Genomic DNA, 19,193 nt, shown 5'->3' with positions numbered 1-19,193 from the left:
ATCCTTTTTCTATAGCCACAAAACAATAGGCTGTTAAGCGTATGCCTATATTATCTGAATTGACAAGGAGATCCATGATGACAGAAAAATTTCAGGCTTCATATAAAAAACTTGAATTTGAGAAAGTGATCCGCCAGTTGGCAGACCATACAGTGTCTCCTTTGGGCCGGCTTGAAGCACAGAGGATAGTGCCTTCGACAGTCGAAAAAGAGATAACAGAAAGACTTGAAGAAACTGCTGATGCGGTCATGCTTTTAAGATTAAAAGGGGGAATGCCCCTCGCTGCTTACGAAGACATCCGCCCTCATTTGAACCGCGTCCGGATGCAGGGGACGTTGAATGGCCAGGAACTGGCGCAAATCGGCCGGATCCTTCGAACAATTAGAGAAATCCGTACATTTTTTTCTAAAGTGAAAGAAGAAGCCGTACCACTGATTCGACTCTACGACAAAGTAAATGGACTGGAAACATTTACCAAACTGGAAAAATCCATCTTTAGTGTTGTGGATGAAGGGGGTTATGTCCTGGATGATGCCAGTACTAAGCTTAAAGGCCTCAGGCAAGGTATTAGACAGACTGAAAGTCGAACCCGGCAAAAGCTTGAAAATATCGTCAGGGGACCGCAGTCACGTTATTTGACGGATGCACTCATCACCATGCGCAATGACCGCTATGTCATTCCTGTCAAGCAGGAAAACCGCAATACGTTTGGCGGGGTCGTTCATGATCAAAGTTCGACTGGTCAGACGCTCTTTATTGAACCGCAAAGTGTGCTTGATTTAAATAACAAACTCAGGCAGTATCAAGTAGAAGAAAAAAATGAAATCAACCGTATCCTTCAGGAAGTAACTCTTGAAATCGAACCATATAGAGAAGCTGTCAGCGAACAGTTGAACCGACTGGTCGAACTGGACGTGATCCAGGCTAAAGGAAGGTATGCGCAGTCCATCAAAGCAACACATCCGCAAGTATCTTCCGAGAATAAAGTCTCATTGATTCAAGCCAGGCATCCGCTACTTGAGGAATCACAGGTCGTGTCCAATGATATTGTTTTAGGTGAGGACTTTAAAACAGTTATTGTGACTGGTCCGAATACTGGGGGTAAAACGGTTGTACTCAAGACACTCGGTCTCCTTCAACTCATGGGGCAGTCAGGTCTCTTTTTACCGGTAGAGGAGAACAGTACCATGGGGATATTTTCCAGTGTGCTGGCTGATATCGGAGACGAGCAATCGATTGAACAAAGTTTGTCTACTTTCTCTTCCCACTTAACTAATATCGTTTCAATTCTGAAACAAATTGATGACAGAAGTCTGGTTCTCCTGGATGAATTGGGTGCCGGTACCGACCCCCAGGAAGGAGCAGCCCTGGCCATTGCTCTCCTGGATGCAATCGCTCAAAAAGGCAGTTATGTTATGATTACGTCACACTATCCTGAACTTAAAGCATACGGCTATAATCGGCCGGAAACCATCAATGCCAGTATGGAGTTTGATGTAGACACGCTCAGTCCAACATACCGTCTGCTGATTGGTATCCCCGGGCGAAGTAATGCATTTGATATTGCTAGCAGGCTTGGTCTTAAGAAGATAGTGATTGATTCAGCCCGCCAGTTAATGAGCGGAGAAAGCCAGAGTGTCGATCAGATGATTCAAGACTTAGAAAGCCGCCGTAATGAAGCCGAGCAGGAAGCGGTCAAAGCTAAACATGATTTAGAAGAAGCCCAAAAAATTCACCGAGAACTCAAGCAAGCCTATGCTGATTATCAGAAAGAGAAAGATCGGCTCCAGAAACAGGCTGAACAAAAAGCCAACGATTATGTTGAAAAAGCCAAGGCTGAAGCAGACGCAATCATTAAAGAGCTGAGAGAGCGTCAGATGAACAGCGGTCGGCAGAACAGTCTGAAAGAGCACGAATTTATTGAAGCTCAAACCCGTCTTTCCCGATTGAAAAGGGAAGAGCAGGGACTCGAGCAGAACAAAGTGCTGCGCAAGCAGAAGGAAAAGAAAGCACTGAAAGTGGGGGATGCAGTTTCGGTCCAGTCCTTTGGTCAGAAAGGAACACTGATTGAGAAAGCAGACGGAAACCAGTGGGTTGTTCAGATGGGTATGCTGAAAATGAAGCTGCCCGAGTCCGACTTGCTCAAAGAAAAACAGGAGAAAGAACCTCAGCAGAGGGTTTCCGTCAAACGGACCTCATCGTCTGGGGTATCGACTCAAATCGATGTCAGAGGAGAACGAGTAGAAGAAGCAATCAAGCGGGTAGATCAGTACATCGATCAGGCACTTCTTGCCAATTATCCGACGGTCACCATTATTCATGGAATGGGGACTGGTGCAGTCCGGAAAGGCGTGCATCAGTATCTAAAGAAAAACGCTCAGGTGAACCAGTTTGAGGATGCTCCGGCTAACCAGGGTGGAAGCGGTGCGACCATCGTTACATTTAAATAATGATTCCCAATGGTAGACAACTATGTGAAAGTTTGCTATACTGACAATGGATCAAATAACTTACTTTAAATAAGTAAGTTAAATTTAGGAGGATGAAGAATGGTTAGAGAACTGACAGACTCAAATTTTGAGCAAGAAACAAATGAAGGACTGGCCTTGGTAGACTTTTGGGCAACATGGTGCGGACCATGTCGCATGCAATCACCTGTGATTGATGAGTTAAATGAAGAATCTGACGGCACAGTAGACTACTTCAAGATGGATGTCGATGCAAACCAGGCGACTCCAAGCAAGTTCGGAATCATGAGTATCCCGACTTTGCTGGTTACAAAGGATGGAGAAGTGGTAGATAAGTTAATTGGCTACCACAGCAAAGAGCAAATCGAATCTGCATTAGCTAAATATAAATAAACAAACTGTCTGTATGTGTTTCATCAGTCAGTTGAAGGTCCGGTATGCAACCGGGCCTTTTTTTCTATTGAAACCACATTTTTTCTTTAAAGTTTATTTTGTGTTATTGTTTGGCCAGTAATAAATTGTGAAAGGAATGTGTCACTTCACTGAGGAGTAAATAAAAAAAAGCCAATTATCCTATCTTTTTTAGTATATCTGATATAGTATTAACATACTCACATAGCCTGTTTTCAATCAATCATCAAATTGCAGGTGATAAGAATTAGTATAGTATAAACTCTCACTACAGCGTGTCTACATACAAATTAGTTTGGAGAGTGGTCATATGACAAGAAACGAAGGCAACCAGTCAATGCTGGCAGCAACGGTAGAATATAAATATATCATCCAGTGCAAAGAACAGACAATAGAGCTTGAGGTGGATGACAGGGATGTGTTTTACAATGCAGACGATGAAATCGACTGTCCACTGGATGTTGTACTCAGAAAAAATCAGTACTCCCTGAATGATTTGATGAAATGGGATGCGCGCAAGGTTCAGTTTGTTAAGATTATTGATACTAACGTCCACGTGATTAACAGTGTACACCTGAATGTGAATTTGTAGACAAAAGTGTTTATCTTGTTTTACTATACAAGGTAGCACTTTTTTTAGTTATACATAGAAATGAATGATATGATAGGAGCATAAAGAAATTCTGGAGGCTAGTTGGATGAGAATAGGAATTATTGGAATGGGTGTGGCAGGGATTAGCGTACTAAGAGAGCTGCGCAGCCAGCTGGATACCTTAAAGCGCAAAGAGACGGAAATAGTAATATTTGCAGATGAACATCTTTTTGGAACAGGACTGGCTTTTCAAGCCGACGATGATAGTCTCCTGATCAATCAGTATACTGAAACAATGACTATCATACCAGAGCAGCCAGATGATTTCGTAAATTGGGTCAAAAAAAATAAAGGGATACAGACTGTTTATCATACACACTTGCCGAGAACCTGGTTTGGAGAGTACTTGAATGAGCATCTTGATCGCTGGATTCAAGAATTGAATGTAACAGTCAGGTTTGAGAAAATATCAGCGATTGAGCCCCAAGATAATGGTTCCTATCTACTGCGTTCGAATTGCTCGCGTATAGAAGTAGATGTAGTCCATTTGACCACAGGGGTGTTGGCTTATCAGGATCCATATAAACTCAAGGGAACTGAAAAGTACGTGTACAATCCTTATCCAGCAAGAAGGAATATACAAGTCACTGGAGAGTCTACTGTCGGAATCATTGGAACTGGGCTTACAGCACTGGATGTCATGCTGTACATACAGGAAACATATCCTTCAGCGAAGATCATGTTTTTTTCTAAGGACGGGTTGTTTTCTTCGGTTCGGGGAGATGAACGTCAGGTCAGCCTCCATTATTTCTGTGAAGACCGTCTGGCTGGTCTGCTTGCTAAAGGAGAATCTTTCCGCCTAAACACAGTATTGGAGTGGTTTTTCAATGAAATGGAAGAAAATGATATTGATCTGAACTGGGTCTGGACTCATTTGGGAAGCGGCACAGTAGAAGGGATGAATCTGGACTTGAAATATGCGGGCATACTCGGCAAGTTTCAGTCGATAGTCCGTCAAATGAGAAAGTGCTACCCACTTATCTGGAAGGCCTTGTCTGATGAGGACAAACAGATTTTCATCAGAGATTATGGAAAGCAATGGCAGCGGTTTAAAGCGCCTATACCGCAAAACACGGCTCGTCAGCTGATTGAGCGTATATCCAATGAAGAAGTAGGCCTAATCAGCGGGGTTAAAGGCATCAGCAAGCAGCCAGATCATTTTTCAGTACAGACTGAAACAGGTGAATGTTTTTCAGTGGATTATGTAATAAACTGTACCGGGCAGGATACTAATCTGGAGAAATCAGCAGAACTTCATTCTGAGTTGATTCAAAACCTCCTGAATGACGGCCTCTTAAGTCCCTGCCGCTTCGGTGGGGCTCAAATAGACTATCCGTCAATGAGTACAATCGACCGTTATGGAAATATCAGGAGAAACTTTAAAGCCTATGGCCAGCTAGTGTCAGGCGTTCACTATGGAAATAATAATGTGGAACTTATTTCTGACAGCGCAGTTAAAGGGGTTTTTGACAGCCTGAGCACAAAAAACAGACCCGTAGATAAAATCAGTAGGTCTGCTCAGTAATCTTTTCTTTTGGATCGGATTCAATGCGAATATCCACGTGCTGCTGACTTGTTGAAGTCTGCCAACTGCCTTCACTGTAATATCCACTTAATTGCTGAATTGCTTCTGCCAGAAAGCCAGCTTCCAGAGAGAAATCAGCTTTCTGGTTTCTTTTCAAGCGGCTTTCAATGGCTGCTCCGGTCAAATGGATGCGATAGGCTGTTTTTTTATGCTCCTTAAGCTCGATTGTTCCAAAAGAGAGTCTTTTGACAGCTTGGGCGAGCTCCTGAAAATCAGAAAACGCAAAATCGCGTGCCAGCTCTTTTCCTGCCCAGTAGAGTATAGCTGACTGGTCTTCCTTTAGAAGATTGGGCAGCAAAGTATCTCTGATCAGTGCAAGTCCGTCAAATAATACATCCTGATTAGATTCGTCCGTCATGTTGTCACCCCTATGTAAATTAATAAACACATCATGTGCATCTTTATCTCTTTTATTTCTGTAATAATTTGATTATAATTGAAGGGATAGAGAACACGTGTCATTATTTTACCTTGTTTACGTTGAAGTTTCTAGTGAAATAATGAATGTTCGATAAATCTTACTAAAATAGAAGACGGAACTTACCTATATGAATTAAGTTGTCTTACAGAAAAGGTTGTTTATTATGTCAAACAAGCCAATTGGACTGCTGGATTCAGGCATCGGAGGACTAACGGTTTTGAAAGCCGCACAGGCCATGCTGCCGGATGAATCCTTTGTCTATATCGGTGACAGTGCGCGGAATCCTTATGGTGACCGGACGTCAGCAGAAATTATACAATATACAAACGAACTGGCCAGTTTTCTGGTCAGTCAGGACATCAAGATGCTCATTATTGCCTGTAATACAGCTACGGCCTTAACCCTTAAACAGCTGCAAAAAGACTTAGATATTCCTGTTTTAGGCGTGATCAGTGCCGGCAGTACAGAAGCGATACGACAGACCCAAAATGGTCATATAGGCGTATTGGCCACACAGAGTACGGTGGATTCCAATTACTATGCACAGACCATCAGCCAGGCCAGTCCCAATATGAAAATTAGCAGCCTAGCTTGTCCGGATTTCGTTCAACTGGTCGAGTCAAACCAGTATGAGTCAGTTTATGCAGCAACAGTTGTCGAAAAAACACTTCAAAAGCTTCCCGATCAATCCATCGATACACTGATTTTAGGCTGTACTCATTTTCCACTGCTCGCTGGATTCATACAGAAGGCAGTGGGGCCCTCTGTGCATCTGATTGATTCAGGAGCGTTGACGGCTGTCAATATTGGGTCTAGACTCGATGCACTCGGTTTGAGGACCGGTTCGTGTAACAGACAGACCATCACTCTCTACACGACTGGGAACGTGTCACTATTCAATAAAATCGCTACAAAATGGATGCAGTCTACCGACATGAAGATTAAAAGTATCCCGATTGAAAGGTTGAGTTCATATGTCAAATAACACATCTAAACACACTCTGCTCGTTGCTACCAGAAACGAGGGAAAAGCAAGAGAATTTGAGTACCTCTTTAATCAAAAAGGCTTTCAGGTCAAGACTTTACTGGATTATCCGGAATTGCCGGACGTAGAAGAAACAGGAGAAAGCTTCGACGAAAATGCTGTATTAAAAGCGGAAACGATCGCACAACACTTCAAAATGTTTGTGCTGGCTGATGACTCCGGACTCATGGTTGATGCCTTGCATGGTCAACCAGGAATCTATTCGGCACGCTACGCTGGAGAAGAAAAAAATGATGCAAAAAATAACGCAAAACTTCTCAATGAGCTCTATGACATTAGCGATGCTGACAGGACAGCAAAATTTCACTGTTCACTCGCTTTGGCTAAACCAGGAAGAAAGACTCTCGTCGTTGAGGGTCAAGTTGAAGGGCGAATCGCAGGCGTTCCTCAGGGAGAAAATGGGTTTGGCTATGACTCTTTGTTTTTCCTGCCAGAGCGTGACTGCACGATGGCTCAATTAAGCAAGGAAGAAAAAAATCAACTCAGCCACCGGGCAAAAGCGATTCAGGAATTAGGTCATGTATTGGATCACTGGCTGAATACAGATGAGGAAGGAAGTTGAATATGAAACTGATTGTGGTGAGTGATAATCACGGTAATGCTTATTATATGGAAGAGATTCTTTCAATTTACGAAGATGAAGCACCAGGATGGATCCACTGTGGCGATTCCGAGTTGCCGGAAGATCATCCGCTATGGCAAAACTACAAGACAGTGGAAGGGAATATGGATTATGCTAAAGGAATCCCTCTAGAGCTTGTCCGCCGAATCGAAGACAAGACAATGCTGGTTGTACACGGTCATAAGCATGCAGTAAAACAGTCTTATCAGAAGCTTAAAAGTAGGGCAGACGAAGAACAAGCGACCTTTGTCTTTTACGGGCACACGCATATTGCGAAAGTGGAACAGGAAGACGGGATCTTTTTCATTAATCCGGGAAGTTTGACGCAACCTAGAGACAGAGAGCGGGGAACTTACTTGGTCATGGATTATAACCCAAAAAAACATACTGTCCAGTTTACCTACTTTGATCAGGACCACAATGAACTCAGCGATCTGAGCAAGCAGTTTGATGTGACTGCCTGACTATTTTCTCATTGATTCCACATTTTATGATACTTGATTACTGGTTTTTTTGGCGGACAGTTTATTCTGTCCGCTTTTTTCTTAAAAAATTCACTTTATAATCAGAAACATTTGGGAAACTGAATGATAAGGAGTAAAATAGTAATGAAGAGAAGATGCTCACAAGGGGTGAAACAATGATAAGTGAACGTATGAAGAAGATGCTGGTCGACAGTGATTCTTCGCTGGTCAAACCAGCTGAAGAAGTCGCTGTTATTGGTCTGACGAATAGACTGAATCACGCTATGCTGATACTGACAAGTGACAAGTACGCAATCGTTCCAGTATTGGACGAGCAGTCTAAGATGTATGGCCTGATTTCTTTGCCAACCATTATGCAGTCTATTATCAATATTGAAGATGTAGAGTTTGAAAAGCTTGCAGAGATAGAAGCACGTGAAGTCATGGACACTGATTATCCATATGTATATGAAGACTTTGAACTTGAGGAAGTATTGAGAATGCTTGTTAATCATGCTTTTATTACAGTAGTCGATGAAAACAACTACTTCAAGGGAATTATCACACGAAGTGAAATACTCAAGGGAACTAACCGGATTGCACACGATTTTGAAAAACTCTATGAAGTGCGTGAAAAAGAGATGATTGAACAGTAACTTATTCGTTAGGCTACTGCTCTTCTATTAGAAACAGGTGGGAAACAGAAGAATATAAAAACACCGTCTAACGGGATTTTGCTATCCCAGTTATTGACGGTGTTTTTTTTGCAGCTTACGCTTAGGCCTGCTGGAGGTCGAGGTTGATTTTCGGTAGATCTATACCAGCCTCTCTTAAGGCATCAACATACTTTTCATAAAAGAAGTTGCGCATGGCAAACTCACTTCCAGATTCTGTATACATAATGACTTGAGAGGCAATCTGTCCGGAACCAACAGGAACAAAGGATATTTCTGTGGGCTCCACTGTAATTTCCTGCCTCTGAGGAATCCATGTCGCATTGACTTCTTCCAACACTTTACGGACCAGATGCAAATCGGTCTGAGGGAACAGTCGAATCTGAAGAAGTACCCGCATGTCTGAGCGTGAACGGTTACTGATTATGGTGATTGACCGGTTAGGAATAAAGTGGGTAGTTCCGTCAAAATCCTTCACTTTTGTTGTTTTCAAATTGACGTCCTCAACAGTGCCCATAATGCCGCTCAACTGGACGACATCTCCAACATCAATCTGTTTTTCAAGCAGAATCATAAAACCGTTCACGATATCAGAAACAAATCCCTGTGCTCCCAGAGAAAGCGCCAGACCGACAACCCCGGCACTGGCTACTAGCGTGCCGACCGGAATGCCGAGGAGTTCCAGGACCGTATAGACCAGGAAAAAATACAGCAATCCATTCAGGCTGTTTTTGCTTAAGCGATAAAGTGTATTCAGGCGGTTCGGAACTGTTTTCTTTTCTTTCATGTAACGTTTGAAAACGACTTCGATAAAGTAGTGACCTAATTTTCTAATGATAAGAAATACGATCAGTGCGAAGAGAATCTGGAAAAAAACAACGAGAATAGATAAAGCTATCTGTTGCCATTGAATCGAAGACCAGAGCTCTTCAAAAAAACCGGCCGGATCATCCATACCTTCTGTAATTGCATCAAGTGATTCTATCATATATTGTTTCCTTCCTTGTGTTTATTAATGTGCTATAAAATGAACAGCATAATTCAGGCACATGATTAAATATGATAACATCTTATCTTAAAATGTCAAAAAGACCTGCACAGAAGGAATCAACGAGACTCTGATGCTGCACGAAAGCAGGCCGTCTGGTTTGCAATTATTAGCATCATAATGGTAATCTTAGTTCATACAGAATAATAAGAAAGAGGGATAACTATGACAGGTGGAGAAATAGCAGCATTAATAGCAGCAGGTGCTTTTGCTGTACTCGTATTAGGACTATGTTTTGTTTTATTCAAAGTGGCTAATGTCGTTCAAGAACTGAATACGACAATCGAAGAGGCCAACAAGAGCTTGAGCACCATAACGAAAGATGCTGATCATTTACTTATAGAAGTGGAAGGTCTGTTGAACAAGTCCAACGTCACACTGGATGATGTCAATGGTAAGCTGGGCATGACCGATCCTCTGTTCAAAGCAGTAGGAGATCTAGGCGAATCTGTATCAAGCCTGAATCAGTCAACACGCAATTTGACTTCGCATCTAGCCAGCGCTTCAAAGAAAGGTGCCTCTATTGGTATTGCTAAAAAAGTCAGCTCTAAAGTCAGAGCTTGACTTAAAACAAACTGCTTAAGGGAGAGATGAGAAAAGATGAAAGACAATAATGTGGAAAGTTTTGTACTAGGAACGTTTGTGGGGGCGGCTGTTGCTGGCCTGACTGCTTTGCTTCTAGCACCAAAGTCAGGTAAGGATCTGCGTGATGACATTGCCGATCAGGCGGACAAAACAAAAGAACAGGCACGAGAATATTTGGCTATAGCTAAAACCAAAGGCTCTGAATTAAAAGAAACAGTAGAACAGGCAGGTTCAGAGTATATGGAGAATGCGTCAGCTACTTATGAGCAGCTAAGCAGTCAAATCGGTTCGTCTGCCAATGAAACGCAGGCAAATCTGGATGAAATCAAGGAAGAAGCTAAGGAAACAGCTCAAGATGTCAAGGCCACTTTAAAAGAACGTTCAAAAGTGGATAAGGAGATTGCAAAAGAAGCTGCAGCTGAAGCAAAAGCCACTGTAGATGAAGGAATTGAGGAAAGTAAGGACGTCTAATCCTGCGCCTTTGTCCAGTGAACAAAAATAGACGACGGGCAAAGCCTGACTCACAGAAAAGGATGCGAATCACATCGCATCCTTTTCTGTATATACATACTCAGTGGATAAAATAAAAAAGAAGACACGGTTTCACACAGGCTATCACAGTTTGGTCAGTTTCGGATTGTAAAGTCCCTATAAGCTATCATAAACTTTATATAATATGTCGGGCTTAACGATCCGACATGTATTGGTACAGGAGAGAAAGGTTTAGGACTGCAAAGGTAAGGTTATCAGCTCTTTACTTGTCTGGGTAAAGGCCAGGGGCCCTTTATCCGTTAAAGCAACACAGTCTTCTATACGGATACCGAACTGGCCTTTTATATACACCCCAGGTTCAAGCGAAAAACACATGCCTTTGCATAAGGGCAAATCAGTACCAGCAGCGATATTTGGGTATTCGTGAACCGACTGGCCGATTCCATGCCCCAGCCGGTGCGTGAAGTATTGACCGAAGCTGTCCTTAGTGAGCAACTCCCTGGCAATCTGGTCAAGCTCTCCAGTAGTGACGCCGGGGCTGACTTGCTCTTGTGCAGACCGCTGGGCATTTAAAACAGAGCTGTATGCACTTAGAAAGGCCTCACTGGCTTTGCCGTACATAACTGTTCGAGTAACGTCGCTGGCGTAACCATCATAAATGACTCCAAGGTCAAAAAGAACCGGTTCATCTTCCACGAGCTTGCGCTCACCCGGAGTACCGTGAGGACTAGCTGCATGATCACCAAACAGGACCATTGTATCAAAACTCATAGAAGATGCTCCGCGTTTTTTCATCTCGAATTCAATAAGAGCGACGATTTCTCTTTCCGACACACCGGTTTTTAAAGCTGCCATCCCTATCTCAAGAGCCTGATCAGCCAGCTCTCCAGCTTTTAAAAGTTTTTGTATTTCTTCAGCCGACTTGACCATTTTCATTTCATTGATGGACGGTGTGAAGTTTATGAAGTCGGCAGCAGGAAATAAGCTCTGGAGTTCCTCATAGCGCTCGACAACCAGCTGGTCTGTTTCAATCCCGATTTTCCAGTACCTTTCAGCTTGCACTAAAAAGGGCGCATGTCTAAGTTTATGCCAGGCATTTTCTTCGTCACGATATCCTATAACCTGCCCAATGTGTTCATTTTTTCTGGCTTCAGATACTTCCAGCTCAGGCACGAGCAGTACGCTGTCTTCACCATAAACAAATAGGGCAAGAATCCTTTCGTGAGGGTCGCTGTAAAAGTTTGTCAGGTAGGCAATGGTCTGGGGGCTATCCGTATAAAAAAGATTGGCTGTCTGCTGTTTCAGTTTTTGCTGCAGTGTGTTCAAGGGGGTCATATAGTCAGCTTCCTTTGTTGTGTTTTCATCAGTGTATCAGGAATCATATTCTATTAAAAGAACATGAGGACCAAATGAGTAAAGTAAGCGATTTCTGAAAAGGGTATAGAAAATTTCATGAAAAATAAAAAAACTGTTTGAAATTGTTTTCATTTACTGATATTCTAGAAAATGAAGTATGCGCTATCACAAAAAAGTGCAATAATAAAGGAGTACAAATATGGATAAACAGACAATTACGATTTATGATGTGGCCCGTGAGGCGGGCGTATCGATGGCTACTGTATCCCGTGTAGTAAACGGCAATCCTAATGTTAAACCAACGACACGAAAGAAAGTGCTAGATGTCATTGACCGTCTTGATTATCGTCCGAATGCTGTTGCACGTGGACTGGCAAGCAAGAAAACAACGACCGTAGGAGTGATCATCCCGGATGTCACAAATCTTTACTTCTCATCTTTGGCGAGAGGAATCGATGATATTGCAACGATGTATAAATACAACATCATTCTAGCCAACTCTGATGAAAATGAACAAAAAGAGGTGCAAGTGCTTAATACCTTGCTTGCCAAGCAAGTAGATGGTGTAATCTTTATGGGTAACAAGATTACAGAAGAACTGCGTGCGGAATTTTCACGTTCCCGTACACCAGTCGTACTGGCCGGTACAGTTGATCCTGATGAGCAAGTCGGTAGTGTAAATATCGATTACGAAGCGGCAACCAAGGACAGCGTAGAGATGCTTTTGGCTAACGGCCACCAAAAGATTGCTTTTGTTTCCGAAAGTCATGAAGATCCAATCAACGGGCAGTACCGTCTAAGTGGATACAAGCAGGCTCTTAAAGCGGCTTCCATCGCTTATGATGAAGAATTGGTGATTCAATCGGAGTACACATACAAGGTCGGAGATGCAGTGTTTGAACAGCTCACGAAAGCAGGAGCGACAGCTGCTGTTGTTGCCGATGATGAACTGGCTGTAGGTGTTTTGAATGCAGCTTTGGACAGAGGTTTGTCAGTCCCTGAGGACTTTGAACTGATTACTTCCAACAACTCCAAACTGACTGAAATGACAAGACCCCAAATGAGTACGGTCGTTCAGCCGCTTTACGATATCGGAGCAGTAGCGATGCGTCTGTTGACCAAGTTGATGAATAAAGAAGAAACAGACGAAAAAACAGTGAAGCTTCCTTATCATATTGAAGGTAAGGGAACAACCAAATAATGTAAAAAGGCCCTTATCCGAATCCGGATAAGGGCCTTTTGCATGCGTGGTATTATAATAGTCAGTGGTTGAATGAATGGCTCAGTCACCGTCTATGTCTTCTTCTTCATTTTCATCGTCTTCTTCAGCATCTTCGGGCTCAGTAACTTCAGGACTTTGTGTTTCAGGATCACTATCATCGACAGATTCTTCTTCAAAAGCCCCATTGTCGCTGGAGGACGCATTATCGCTTCCATCGGAAGCCCCATTGTCGCTGGAGGATGCATTATCGTTTCCATTGGAAGCCCCATTGTCGCTGGAGGACGCATTATCGTTTCCATTGGAAGCCCCATTGTCGCTGGAGGACTCATTATCGTTTCCATTGGAAGCCCCATTGTCGCTGGAGGACTCATTGCCGTTTCCATTGGAGGAGCCACTGTCGTCAGAGGAACTGTTATTACTGGAAGAACCAGAGTCATCCGATGAAGACTCTTCACTGGAAGAGTCCTCCTCGTCTGCTTCTGGTTCTTCGTTTGTCTCTTCACTGCTGTTTTCCTCATCACTATCATCGCTATCATCGCTGTTTGAATCAGAGCTGTCGCTAGAGTCGTCATCGTCACTCGATCTGCGCTCACCCCAGAAATCAGAGAGCTCATCATCGGTTGCACCGATAGCGAAATCGTACACCGTGGGTCCAGGAACATTATCTGATTTGAAAAGCTCAGTGTGTGTACTGCTCGAATAGCGGAAGCTATTTCCACCAGGAGTTTCAACTTGCCCAGCTTTCATGCCAGTAGCTTGAATCACTGAATCTTCCGTAATACCATCTGGACGGCTGTGATTTTCACCGACGCCTATAATATCAGGATTCACCTCATGAACGGCATTCATAATACGTGCCCACATATTACGATTTCTACGGCTTGGGTGAATATTGAAATCATCTCTAAGTGTTAGGTTCTGATTATCATACCCAATCCAAGTTCCAAAAGTGACCTGAGGTGTACCGCCAAGATACCAGATGTCCGCTCGATTGTTGGACGTGCCGGTCTTGGAGAACCAGTCACTTTCAAAGTTCAGCTGTTCCATTGTGCCGGTCGCTGTTCCTTCAGTATGCACATCTCTCAGCATATCCAAGAGCAGGTAATTCGATTCTGGTGTCCAGACTTCTGTCTGTTGGGATTCGTGTTCATACACCACGTCACCTTCGCTGTTTACAATCCGCTCGATTACATGAGCTTCGGCGTGCATGCCGTTGTTACCAATAGCTGAGAAGGCACTGGTCAGTTCAATCGGTGTTGGACCGCCGCTCATTCCGCCAATTGGCAAAGTGGCATTATTGAATTCATTTGAAGCAATACCTGCTTCAGGAATTCCCATACGACGAATATAGGCTTCAAGGTCGACTTCTTGCTGAGTCATTTCTGAATTGACTTTGATCGCCGCAATATTTTTGGATTCTACTAGCGACTGTCTGGCAGTGATCCAATCATTGGTCGTTGGACCTACGTTGGTAGGGGTATGGTAAGTCCATGCTCCATTTTGCCAAGTATCCCTAACTTCCACTTCGGTATCAGGGATGATTGAAGCAGGAGTAATAATATTCTGGTCGATAGCCGGTCCATACGTTAATAGAGGTTTGATGACTGACCCGGAACTTCTTCTATTTCTAAAAGCGCGGTTGAATTGGCTGACTTCATAGTCTCTTCCGCCAATAAATCCAAGGACACGGCCCGTTTCATTGTCAATCAAAGAGCCGGCCATCTGAACAGGGAGTTCAAGTGACTGCTCATTGCCGTCATCATCTACCCAGGTCAAGGTCTGGGAAGCGCCTAGTTCGTTTTGATATTCTCTGGCGGTCTGTTCCATTGCCCGGTGAATATCACGGTCGATTGTAGTGTGGATTTCATAGCCCCGGTTTCGAACATTATAGCGTACCTGTTCCCGATATTCTTCAGCCAGTTCAGGATTTTCTTCAAGGTCTTCCCGAGTTATACCGTCACGTTCAAGAGCCTGTCTGTATAGGATTCTTTCTGCTTCTTCTACACCCAAGTCGTAGACATAGGACATGTCTTCATAATTGAGCTCTTCACGGTTAAGGAAATCCTGGGTGATGTCGTAGTCCAGAGCTTCCTGATATTCCTCAGCAGTGATCATGCCTTCACGGTGCATGCGGAAAAGGACTTCACGCTGGCGTCTCAAACCAAGTTCATGGTCTTCTTTAATTTGTCCGGTATTCGTATAAGGACTGAATATATTAGGACGCTGAGGCAGACCGGCAATAAATGCAGCTTGGGGTACAGTTACTTCAGAAGCAGAGACACCGAAGATACCTTGAGCAGCTTCTTCAACTCCTGCGATATTCTGCCCTTTGTTGTTTCGTCCGAACGGAGAAACGTTCAAGTAGGCTTCCAAAATGTCTTCTTTATCCAAATGGTTCTCGATTCGCATGGCCAGCAAAATCTCATTAGCTTTTCGTTCGTGAGAAACCTCTCCGCCAATGATTTGCTGCTTGATAAGTTGTTGCGTAAGCGTTGAGCCACCGGTGGCATTACCGGATTCTCCCAAATCCTGAACAAGTGCTCGGGCTACAGCTTTAGGAACAATTCCATCATGGTCAAAGAAATACTCATCTTCTGTCGCTATGATGGCATCAACCAGATTGTTTGAGATATCTGACAAGGGGACTGGGGTCCGCATTAAATCAGCTCTCAAATCACTGACGACCTCTCCACCAGCATAAAACATAGTCGAGGTTTGATTAAAATCATTGATTTGCTGGACCATTTCTTCGTGTTCAGGAATTTCATTTCCGTGAACGAGGGAAGCAAAATAACCGATTGCAGCTCCAGCACCCAACGATCCACCCACAAGTAGAACAACCACAAGCATGATCACAAGGGCTTTGACCACACGGTAGAATATATCGAAATAGTAAATGAACGTTTCAAAGCGCGAGGGTTCATTCGTTTCTTCTGTGTGCTTTGATTCATTATCTTCAGAATGTTTCATGATGAACTCCTTAATGTTTGATGTGTATCTCTAATTTCAGCTGCTTTTATTATAGCAAAACAGGTCGGATAATAAAACGGAGGCATAGGGAGCTGAAGCAGATTTTCCTGCGCCTGTGACAATAATGTTAACAATACGAGCGAATCGTGCCGCTCAGGCCCGAGAGCAAGCAGTGCAAGAGCAAAATAGATCGGGAACGTTTAAACAACATCCATTGAGATAGGTAAAGATCCCTTACGATGAAAGAAACATGCGTAAAGGATCAGTTGTTAGATGGTTTCTGGCAGCTTTTCGCCGATTTCAGATAGCCGTTCAGCTACTTCTTCTCGGTTTAAATGATGGGCTTCAACATAGCGGTTGCGCGGGTGGATACGGCATTCATGCGAACAGCCGCGCAGATATTTGTGCTCATTCTCTTCAGAAGTAATGAACTGTCGGTTGCAGAAAGGATTTCCGCAGTTGACATAGCGCTCGCATGGCTTTCCATCATACCAGTCTTTTGAGATGATGGTTTTATCCACACGATTGATGTCGACGCTGATTCGATTATCAAAAACGTACATCTTACCGTCCCACAGTTCACCTTGAGTTTCGGGATCCGTCCCGTAATTGTGTATGCCCCCATGAAGCTGAGCAACATCTTCAAAGCCTTCCTTCAACAGCCAACCGGTTAGTTTTTCGCAGCGGACGCCCCCTGTGCAGTAAGTTACTACGCGTTTGTTCATAAATTTCTCTTTGTTTTCTTTAATCCATGCAGGCAATTCCCGGAATGAACGAATTTCCGGCCGGACCGCTCCTCTAAAATGTCCCAAGTCATACTCGTAGTCATTTCTGGCATCAAGGACGATTGTGTTTTCATCCTCCAGAGCAGATTTAAATTCTTTTGGTTTTAGGTACTGGCCAGTCAGTTGATTGGGATCCAGATCGTTTTCTCCCAATTGAAGAGAAACAATCTCCGGCCGGTAGCGAACATACATTTTTCTGAAGGCATGTTCTTCAGCAGGATCCATCTTAAAATACATATCTGAAAAACGTGGATCGGCCTTTACAGCTTTCATGTACTGTTCTGTCTGCTCGACGGAACCTGAAACCGTTCCGTTGATGCCTTCTTCAGAAACAAGGATCCGTCCTTTCAACCCAATATCTTTACAGAGACTCAAATGCTCTGCTCTAAATGATTCAGGATTTTCGATCTTAACATATTTATAATAAAGCAATACTCGATAATCACTCATATAAAAACCTCCTTATTGATTGAAACCAAAACGCATTCATCTGAATGGAATCAGTCAAATTATAGTGGTTTTGCTTACAAAATGCAAGCTAGCAAGGGATTAGGGAGGCATTAAAAAAAAGAATAAGTGAAAGTGACACGCAAGTGTAATCTAGTTGAAATTATAGACTCTCGAAATAATGCTATAATTTAGCCAGTTGTTTTACAGCAGATAGACAGGGTTCAAAAAAGCCGATTATGGAGGGAATTCATTTGATCAAAAAACTAATAGTATCAACTTTGACCAGCACGGTGCTGCTGAGTGCACTTGCTGCGGCTCCTGAAGTATTTGCAGACCAGTTTGAAGAAGAAATCAGCCAGAATATCAACACTATAGAAGAAGCTGAAAACAGAGTACATAATTTAGAAGAGACCATCAGCTCCCTGCAGGATATGGTTCAAAACGCAGCAGAGGAACTGACTGTTCTTGAAGGAAGCATAAGTCAGAACGAACACCGGACTGAAGAAGTCGTGCGTCGTCTCGAAGCAGCACATCAGGAAATGACCGTCCTGCAGGAAGAAATTTCCGAACTTGAGGACATCATTGAGAAGCGGACAGAACAACTGGAGCAGCAAGCAAGACGGATTCAAGTTGAAGGCCAGACTACCAGTTATATTGAATTTATTATTGAAGCTGAGTCATTGACAGATGTTATCGGAAGGATTGATATCGTATCAAGTTTGATTTCGTCCAACCGTAAACTTATTCGAGCTCAGGCCAGAGATATGGAAGCTGTCGTTCAGAAGCAGGAAAGAACAGAGCAGACGATTGTGCAGCAAAATGCACTAGCAGCTGAACTGGAGACGATTGCAGAGGATCTCGAGCAGCAGCGTCTGGAAAAGGAAGTGCTCGTGGCTCAAATAGCAGCTGAAAGAGCAACAGCTGAATCAGACCGCGAACGTTTTCTGCAGCAAAGGGCAGCTGCTGAACAGGCAGTAGGCCAGTTACTGGTAGCCCGTGAAGAGGCAGCTCAGGCTGCTCGTGAAGCAGAAGAACAAAGACAGGTGGAAGAGCTGCAAAGAGAAGAAGAGCGTGCTGCGTTGGCTGCTGAAGCAGCAGCAGTGGAGGCCGAAGAGGCAGCGGTGGAAGTCTCTATGTCATCATCAGAAAGAGAAGAGGCTTCTCCTTCACCGACAGCTCCATCCACCTCAGAGACAGCAGCGAACCAGTCTCATTCCCGTTCTGAAAATATGACGGTTTCAGCCAGCAACGAATCAAATACAAGCAGCTCAAGCGCTGATAGGGATACAGGATCAAATAGCAGTGCTCAATCAGGCTCAAGTTCTTCCTCGGCTGCTGCCTCAAGTTCTGCAGCCAGTTCGAACAGCTCAACGTCACAGAGCAGCACTTCGTCCACATCTGCTACGAACAGTGTTTCGAATGCGAACGCGTCAGAAACAGTTGGAAGTAATGCAAGTAATAGTCCTGCGAGCACACCGGCGCCGGCACCTGCTCCAGCACCCGCCGGCGGGACAACTTGGGCAAGTCTTAGTCCATATGCCAATGCGGTACTGGGTACACCCTATCTATGGGGAGGAACGACTCCTAGTGGTTTTGACTGTTCTGGCTTTACTCAGCATGTCTTTCGTCAGGTTGGCGTGAATCTGCCAAGAACAGCTTCCGGCCAGTACGCCCAATCACAGAAAGTGTCCAATCCAAGACCAGGCGATCTTGTCTTCTTTTCAGAAGGAGGCGGACGGGTCACTCATGTAGGGATCTATACGGGAGGCGGTCAGTTTATTGGCTCTCAAACGAGTACAGGAGTAGCGTTCACAGGTGTCAACAGCAGCTACTGGGGACCTAGGCTGGTAGGCTATGGTAGATTTTAAATCTAAATAAGGCCAGGCTAGTAAAGAGGTCTTCATGCATAAGTTAATAAGCTAAAAGAGGCTGGGACAAAAGTC

The 19,193-nt window shown here is 43.8% G+C and carries 17 protein-coding genes; 12 read left to right on the top strand and 5 right to left on the bottom strand.

From position 1 onward, the window contains the following. Positions 1-77: 77 nt before the first annotated feature. The 4 genes from ADIAL_RS06420 to ADIAL_RS06405 all read left to right on the top strand — a co-directional run bounded on the left by ADIAL_RS06420 (position 78) and on the right by ADIAL_RS06405 (position 5,056). Positions 78-2,450, top strand: coding sequence for an endonuclease MutS2 (locus ADIAL_RS06420; protein ID WP_034301522.1), 2,373 nt, complete (start codon positions 78-80; stop codon positions 2,448-2,450). A gap of 99 nt (positions 2,451-2,549) precedes the next feature. Further along, the gene (gene trxA, locus ADIAL_RS06415; protein ID WP_034301520.1) at positions 2,550-2,861 is read left to right on the top strand and encodes a thioredoxin; all 312 of its coding nucleotides are present in this window, start codon (positions 2,550-2,552) and stop codon (positions 2,859-2,861) included. Positions 2,862-3,189: 328 nt separating this feature from the next. Further along, complete coding sequence (locus ADIAL_RS06410; protein ID WP_034301517.1) at positions 3,190-3,471, top strand: hypothetical protein; 282 nt, start codon at positions 3,190-3,192, stop codon at positions 3,469-3,471. Positions 3,472-3,577: 106 nt separating this feature from the next. Continuing rightward, the gene (locus tag ADIAL_RS06405; RefSeq protein WP_034301516.1) at positions 3,578-5,056 is read left to right on the top strand and encodes an FAD/NAD(P)-binding protein; all 1,479 of its coding nucleotides are present in this window, start codon (positions 3,578-3,580) and stop codon (positions 5,054-5,056) included. Here the strand turns inward: ADIAL_RS06405 and ADIAL_RS06400 are convergent. Further along, a complete protein-coding gene (locus ADIAL_RS06400) occupies positions 5,037-5,474 on the bottom strand; it encodes a DUF2507 domain-containing protein (RefSeq protein WP_034301512.1) in 438 nt (145 codons plus the stop codon). The genes ADIAL_RS06405 and ADIAL_RS06400 overlap by 20 nt on opposite strands. A 226-nt stretch (positions 5,475-5,700) precedes the next feature. Here ADIAL_RS06400 and murI point away from each other — a divergent pair, with 226 nt between their 5' ends. The 4 genes from murI (at position 5,701) to cbpB (ending at position 8,324) form a co-directional block, all read left to right on the top strand. Continuing rightward, positions 5,701-6,522, top strand: a complete 822-nt coding sequence (gene murI / locus ADIAL_RS11695) for a glutamate racemase (RefSeq protein WP_034301509.1) — start codon at positions 5,701-5,703, stop codon at positions 6,520-6,522. Then, positions 6,512-7,144, top strand: coding sequence for an XTP/dITP diphosphatase (locus ADIAL_RS11690; RefSeq protein ID WP_034301506.1), 633 nt, complete (start codon positions 6,512-6,514; stop codon positions 7,142-7,144). Before murI ends, ADIAL_RS11690 begins: the two co-directional genes overlap by 11 nt. 2 nt (positions 7,145-7,146) lie before the next feature. Then, on the top strand, positions 7,147-7,668 hold the full coding sequence (locus tag ADIAL_RS06385) for a YfcE family phosphodiesterase (protein WP_034301503.1): 522 nt from the start codon (positions 7,147-7,149) through the stop codon (positions 7,666-7,668). A gap of 176 nt (positions 7,669-7,844) precedes the next feature. Continuing rightward, positions 7,845-8,324 carry a cyclic-di-AMP-binding protein CbpB gene (gene cbpB, locus ADIAL_RS06380; RefSeq protein ID WP_034301495.1) on the top strand — a complete coding sequence of 160 codons (480 nt, stop codon included), beginning with the start codon at positions 7,845-7,847 and terminating at the stop codon, positions 8,322-8,324. Positions 8,325-8,445: 121 nt separating this feature from the next. On the opposite strand, the gene ADIAL_RS06375 is transcribed toward cbpB, so the two are convergent. Continuing rightward, positions 8,446-9,330 (bottom strand): mechanosensitive ion channel family protein, encoded by an 885-nt coding sequence (locus ADIAL_RS06375; protein WP_034301493.1) that lies wholly within the window; start codon positions 9,328-9,330, stop codon positions 8,446-8,448. Positions 9,331-9,555: 225 nt separating this feature from the next. On the opposite strand from ADIAL_RS06375, the gene ADIAL_RS06370 reads away from it, so the two are divergent. After that, positions 9,556-9,954 (top strand): DUF948 domain-containing protein, encoded by a 399-nt coding sequence (locus tag ADIAL_RS06370; protein ID WP_034301490.1) that lies wholly within the window; start codon positions 9,556-9,558, stop codon positions 9,952-9,954. Between the two features lie 36 nt (positions 9,955-9,990). Further along, positions 9,991-10,446 carry a YtxH domain-containing protein gene (locus ADIAL_RS06365; protein ID WP_034301488.1) on the top strand — a complete coding sequence of 152 codons (456 nt, stop codon included), beginning with the start codon at positions 9,991-9,993 and terminating at the stop codon, positions 10,444-10,446. A 252-nt stretch (positions 10,447-10,698) separates the two neighbouring features. Here ADIAL_RS06365 and ADIAL_RS06360 read toward each other — a convergent pair whose 3' ends face one another. After that, complete coding sequence (locus ADIAL_RS06360; protein WP_034301485.1) at positions 10,699-11,802, bottom strand: aminopeptidase P family protein; 1,104 nt, start codon at positions 11,800-11,802, stop codon at positions 10,699-10,701. 220 nt (positions 11,803-12,022) lie between these two features. Between ADIAL_RS06360 and ccpA the strand changes: the two genes are divergently transcribed. Continuing rightward, complete coding sequence (gene ccpA / locus ADIAL_RS06355; protein ID WP_034301482.1) at positions 12,023-13,024, top strand: catabolite control protein A; 1,002 nt, start codon at positions 12,023-12,025, stop codon at positions 13,022-13,024. A gap of 81 nt (positions 13,025-13,105) precedes the next feature. On the opposite strand, the gene ADIAL_RS06350 is transcribed toward ccpA, so the two are convergent. Both ADIAL_RS06350 and trhO read right to left on the bottom strand, forming a co-directional pair. Next, positions 13,106-16,015 (bottom strand): transglycosylase domain-containing protein, encoded by a 2,910-nt coding sequence (locus ADIAL_RS06350; RefSeq protein ID WP_051503770.1) that lies wholly within the window; start codon positions 16,013-16,015, stop codon positions 13,106-13,108. A 269-nt stretch (positions 16,016-16,284) separates the two neighbouring features. Continuing rightward, complete coding sequence (gene trhO, locus ADIAL_RS06345) at positions 16,285-17,250, bottom strand: oxygen-dependent tRNA uridine(34) hydroxylase TrhO (protein WP_034301479.1); 966 nt, start codon at positions 17,248-17,250, stop codon at positions 16,285-16,287. Positions 17,251-17,501: 251 nt separating this feature from the next. Between trhO and ADIAL_RS06340 the strand changes: the two genes are divergently transcribed. Further along, positions 17,502-19,118 (top strand): C40 family peptidase, encoded by a 1,617-nt coding sequence (locus tag ADIAL_RS06340; RefSeq protein WP_034301476.1) that lies wholly within the window; start codon positions 17,502-17,504, stop codon positions 19,116-19,118. Positions 19,119-19,193 lie beyond the last annotated feature (75 nt).

The sequence above is a fragment of the Alkalibacterium sp. AK22 genome, assembly GCF_000585255.1.
In the GTDB taxonomy this organism is placed as follows: domain Bacteria; phylum Bacillota; class Bacilli; order Lactobacillales; family Carnobacteriaceae_A; genus Alkalibacterium.
The sequence above is the reverse complement of the archived record's forward strand: the minus strand, read 5'-3'. Positions and strand labels throughout refer to the sequence as shown.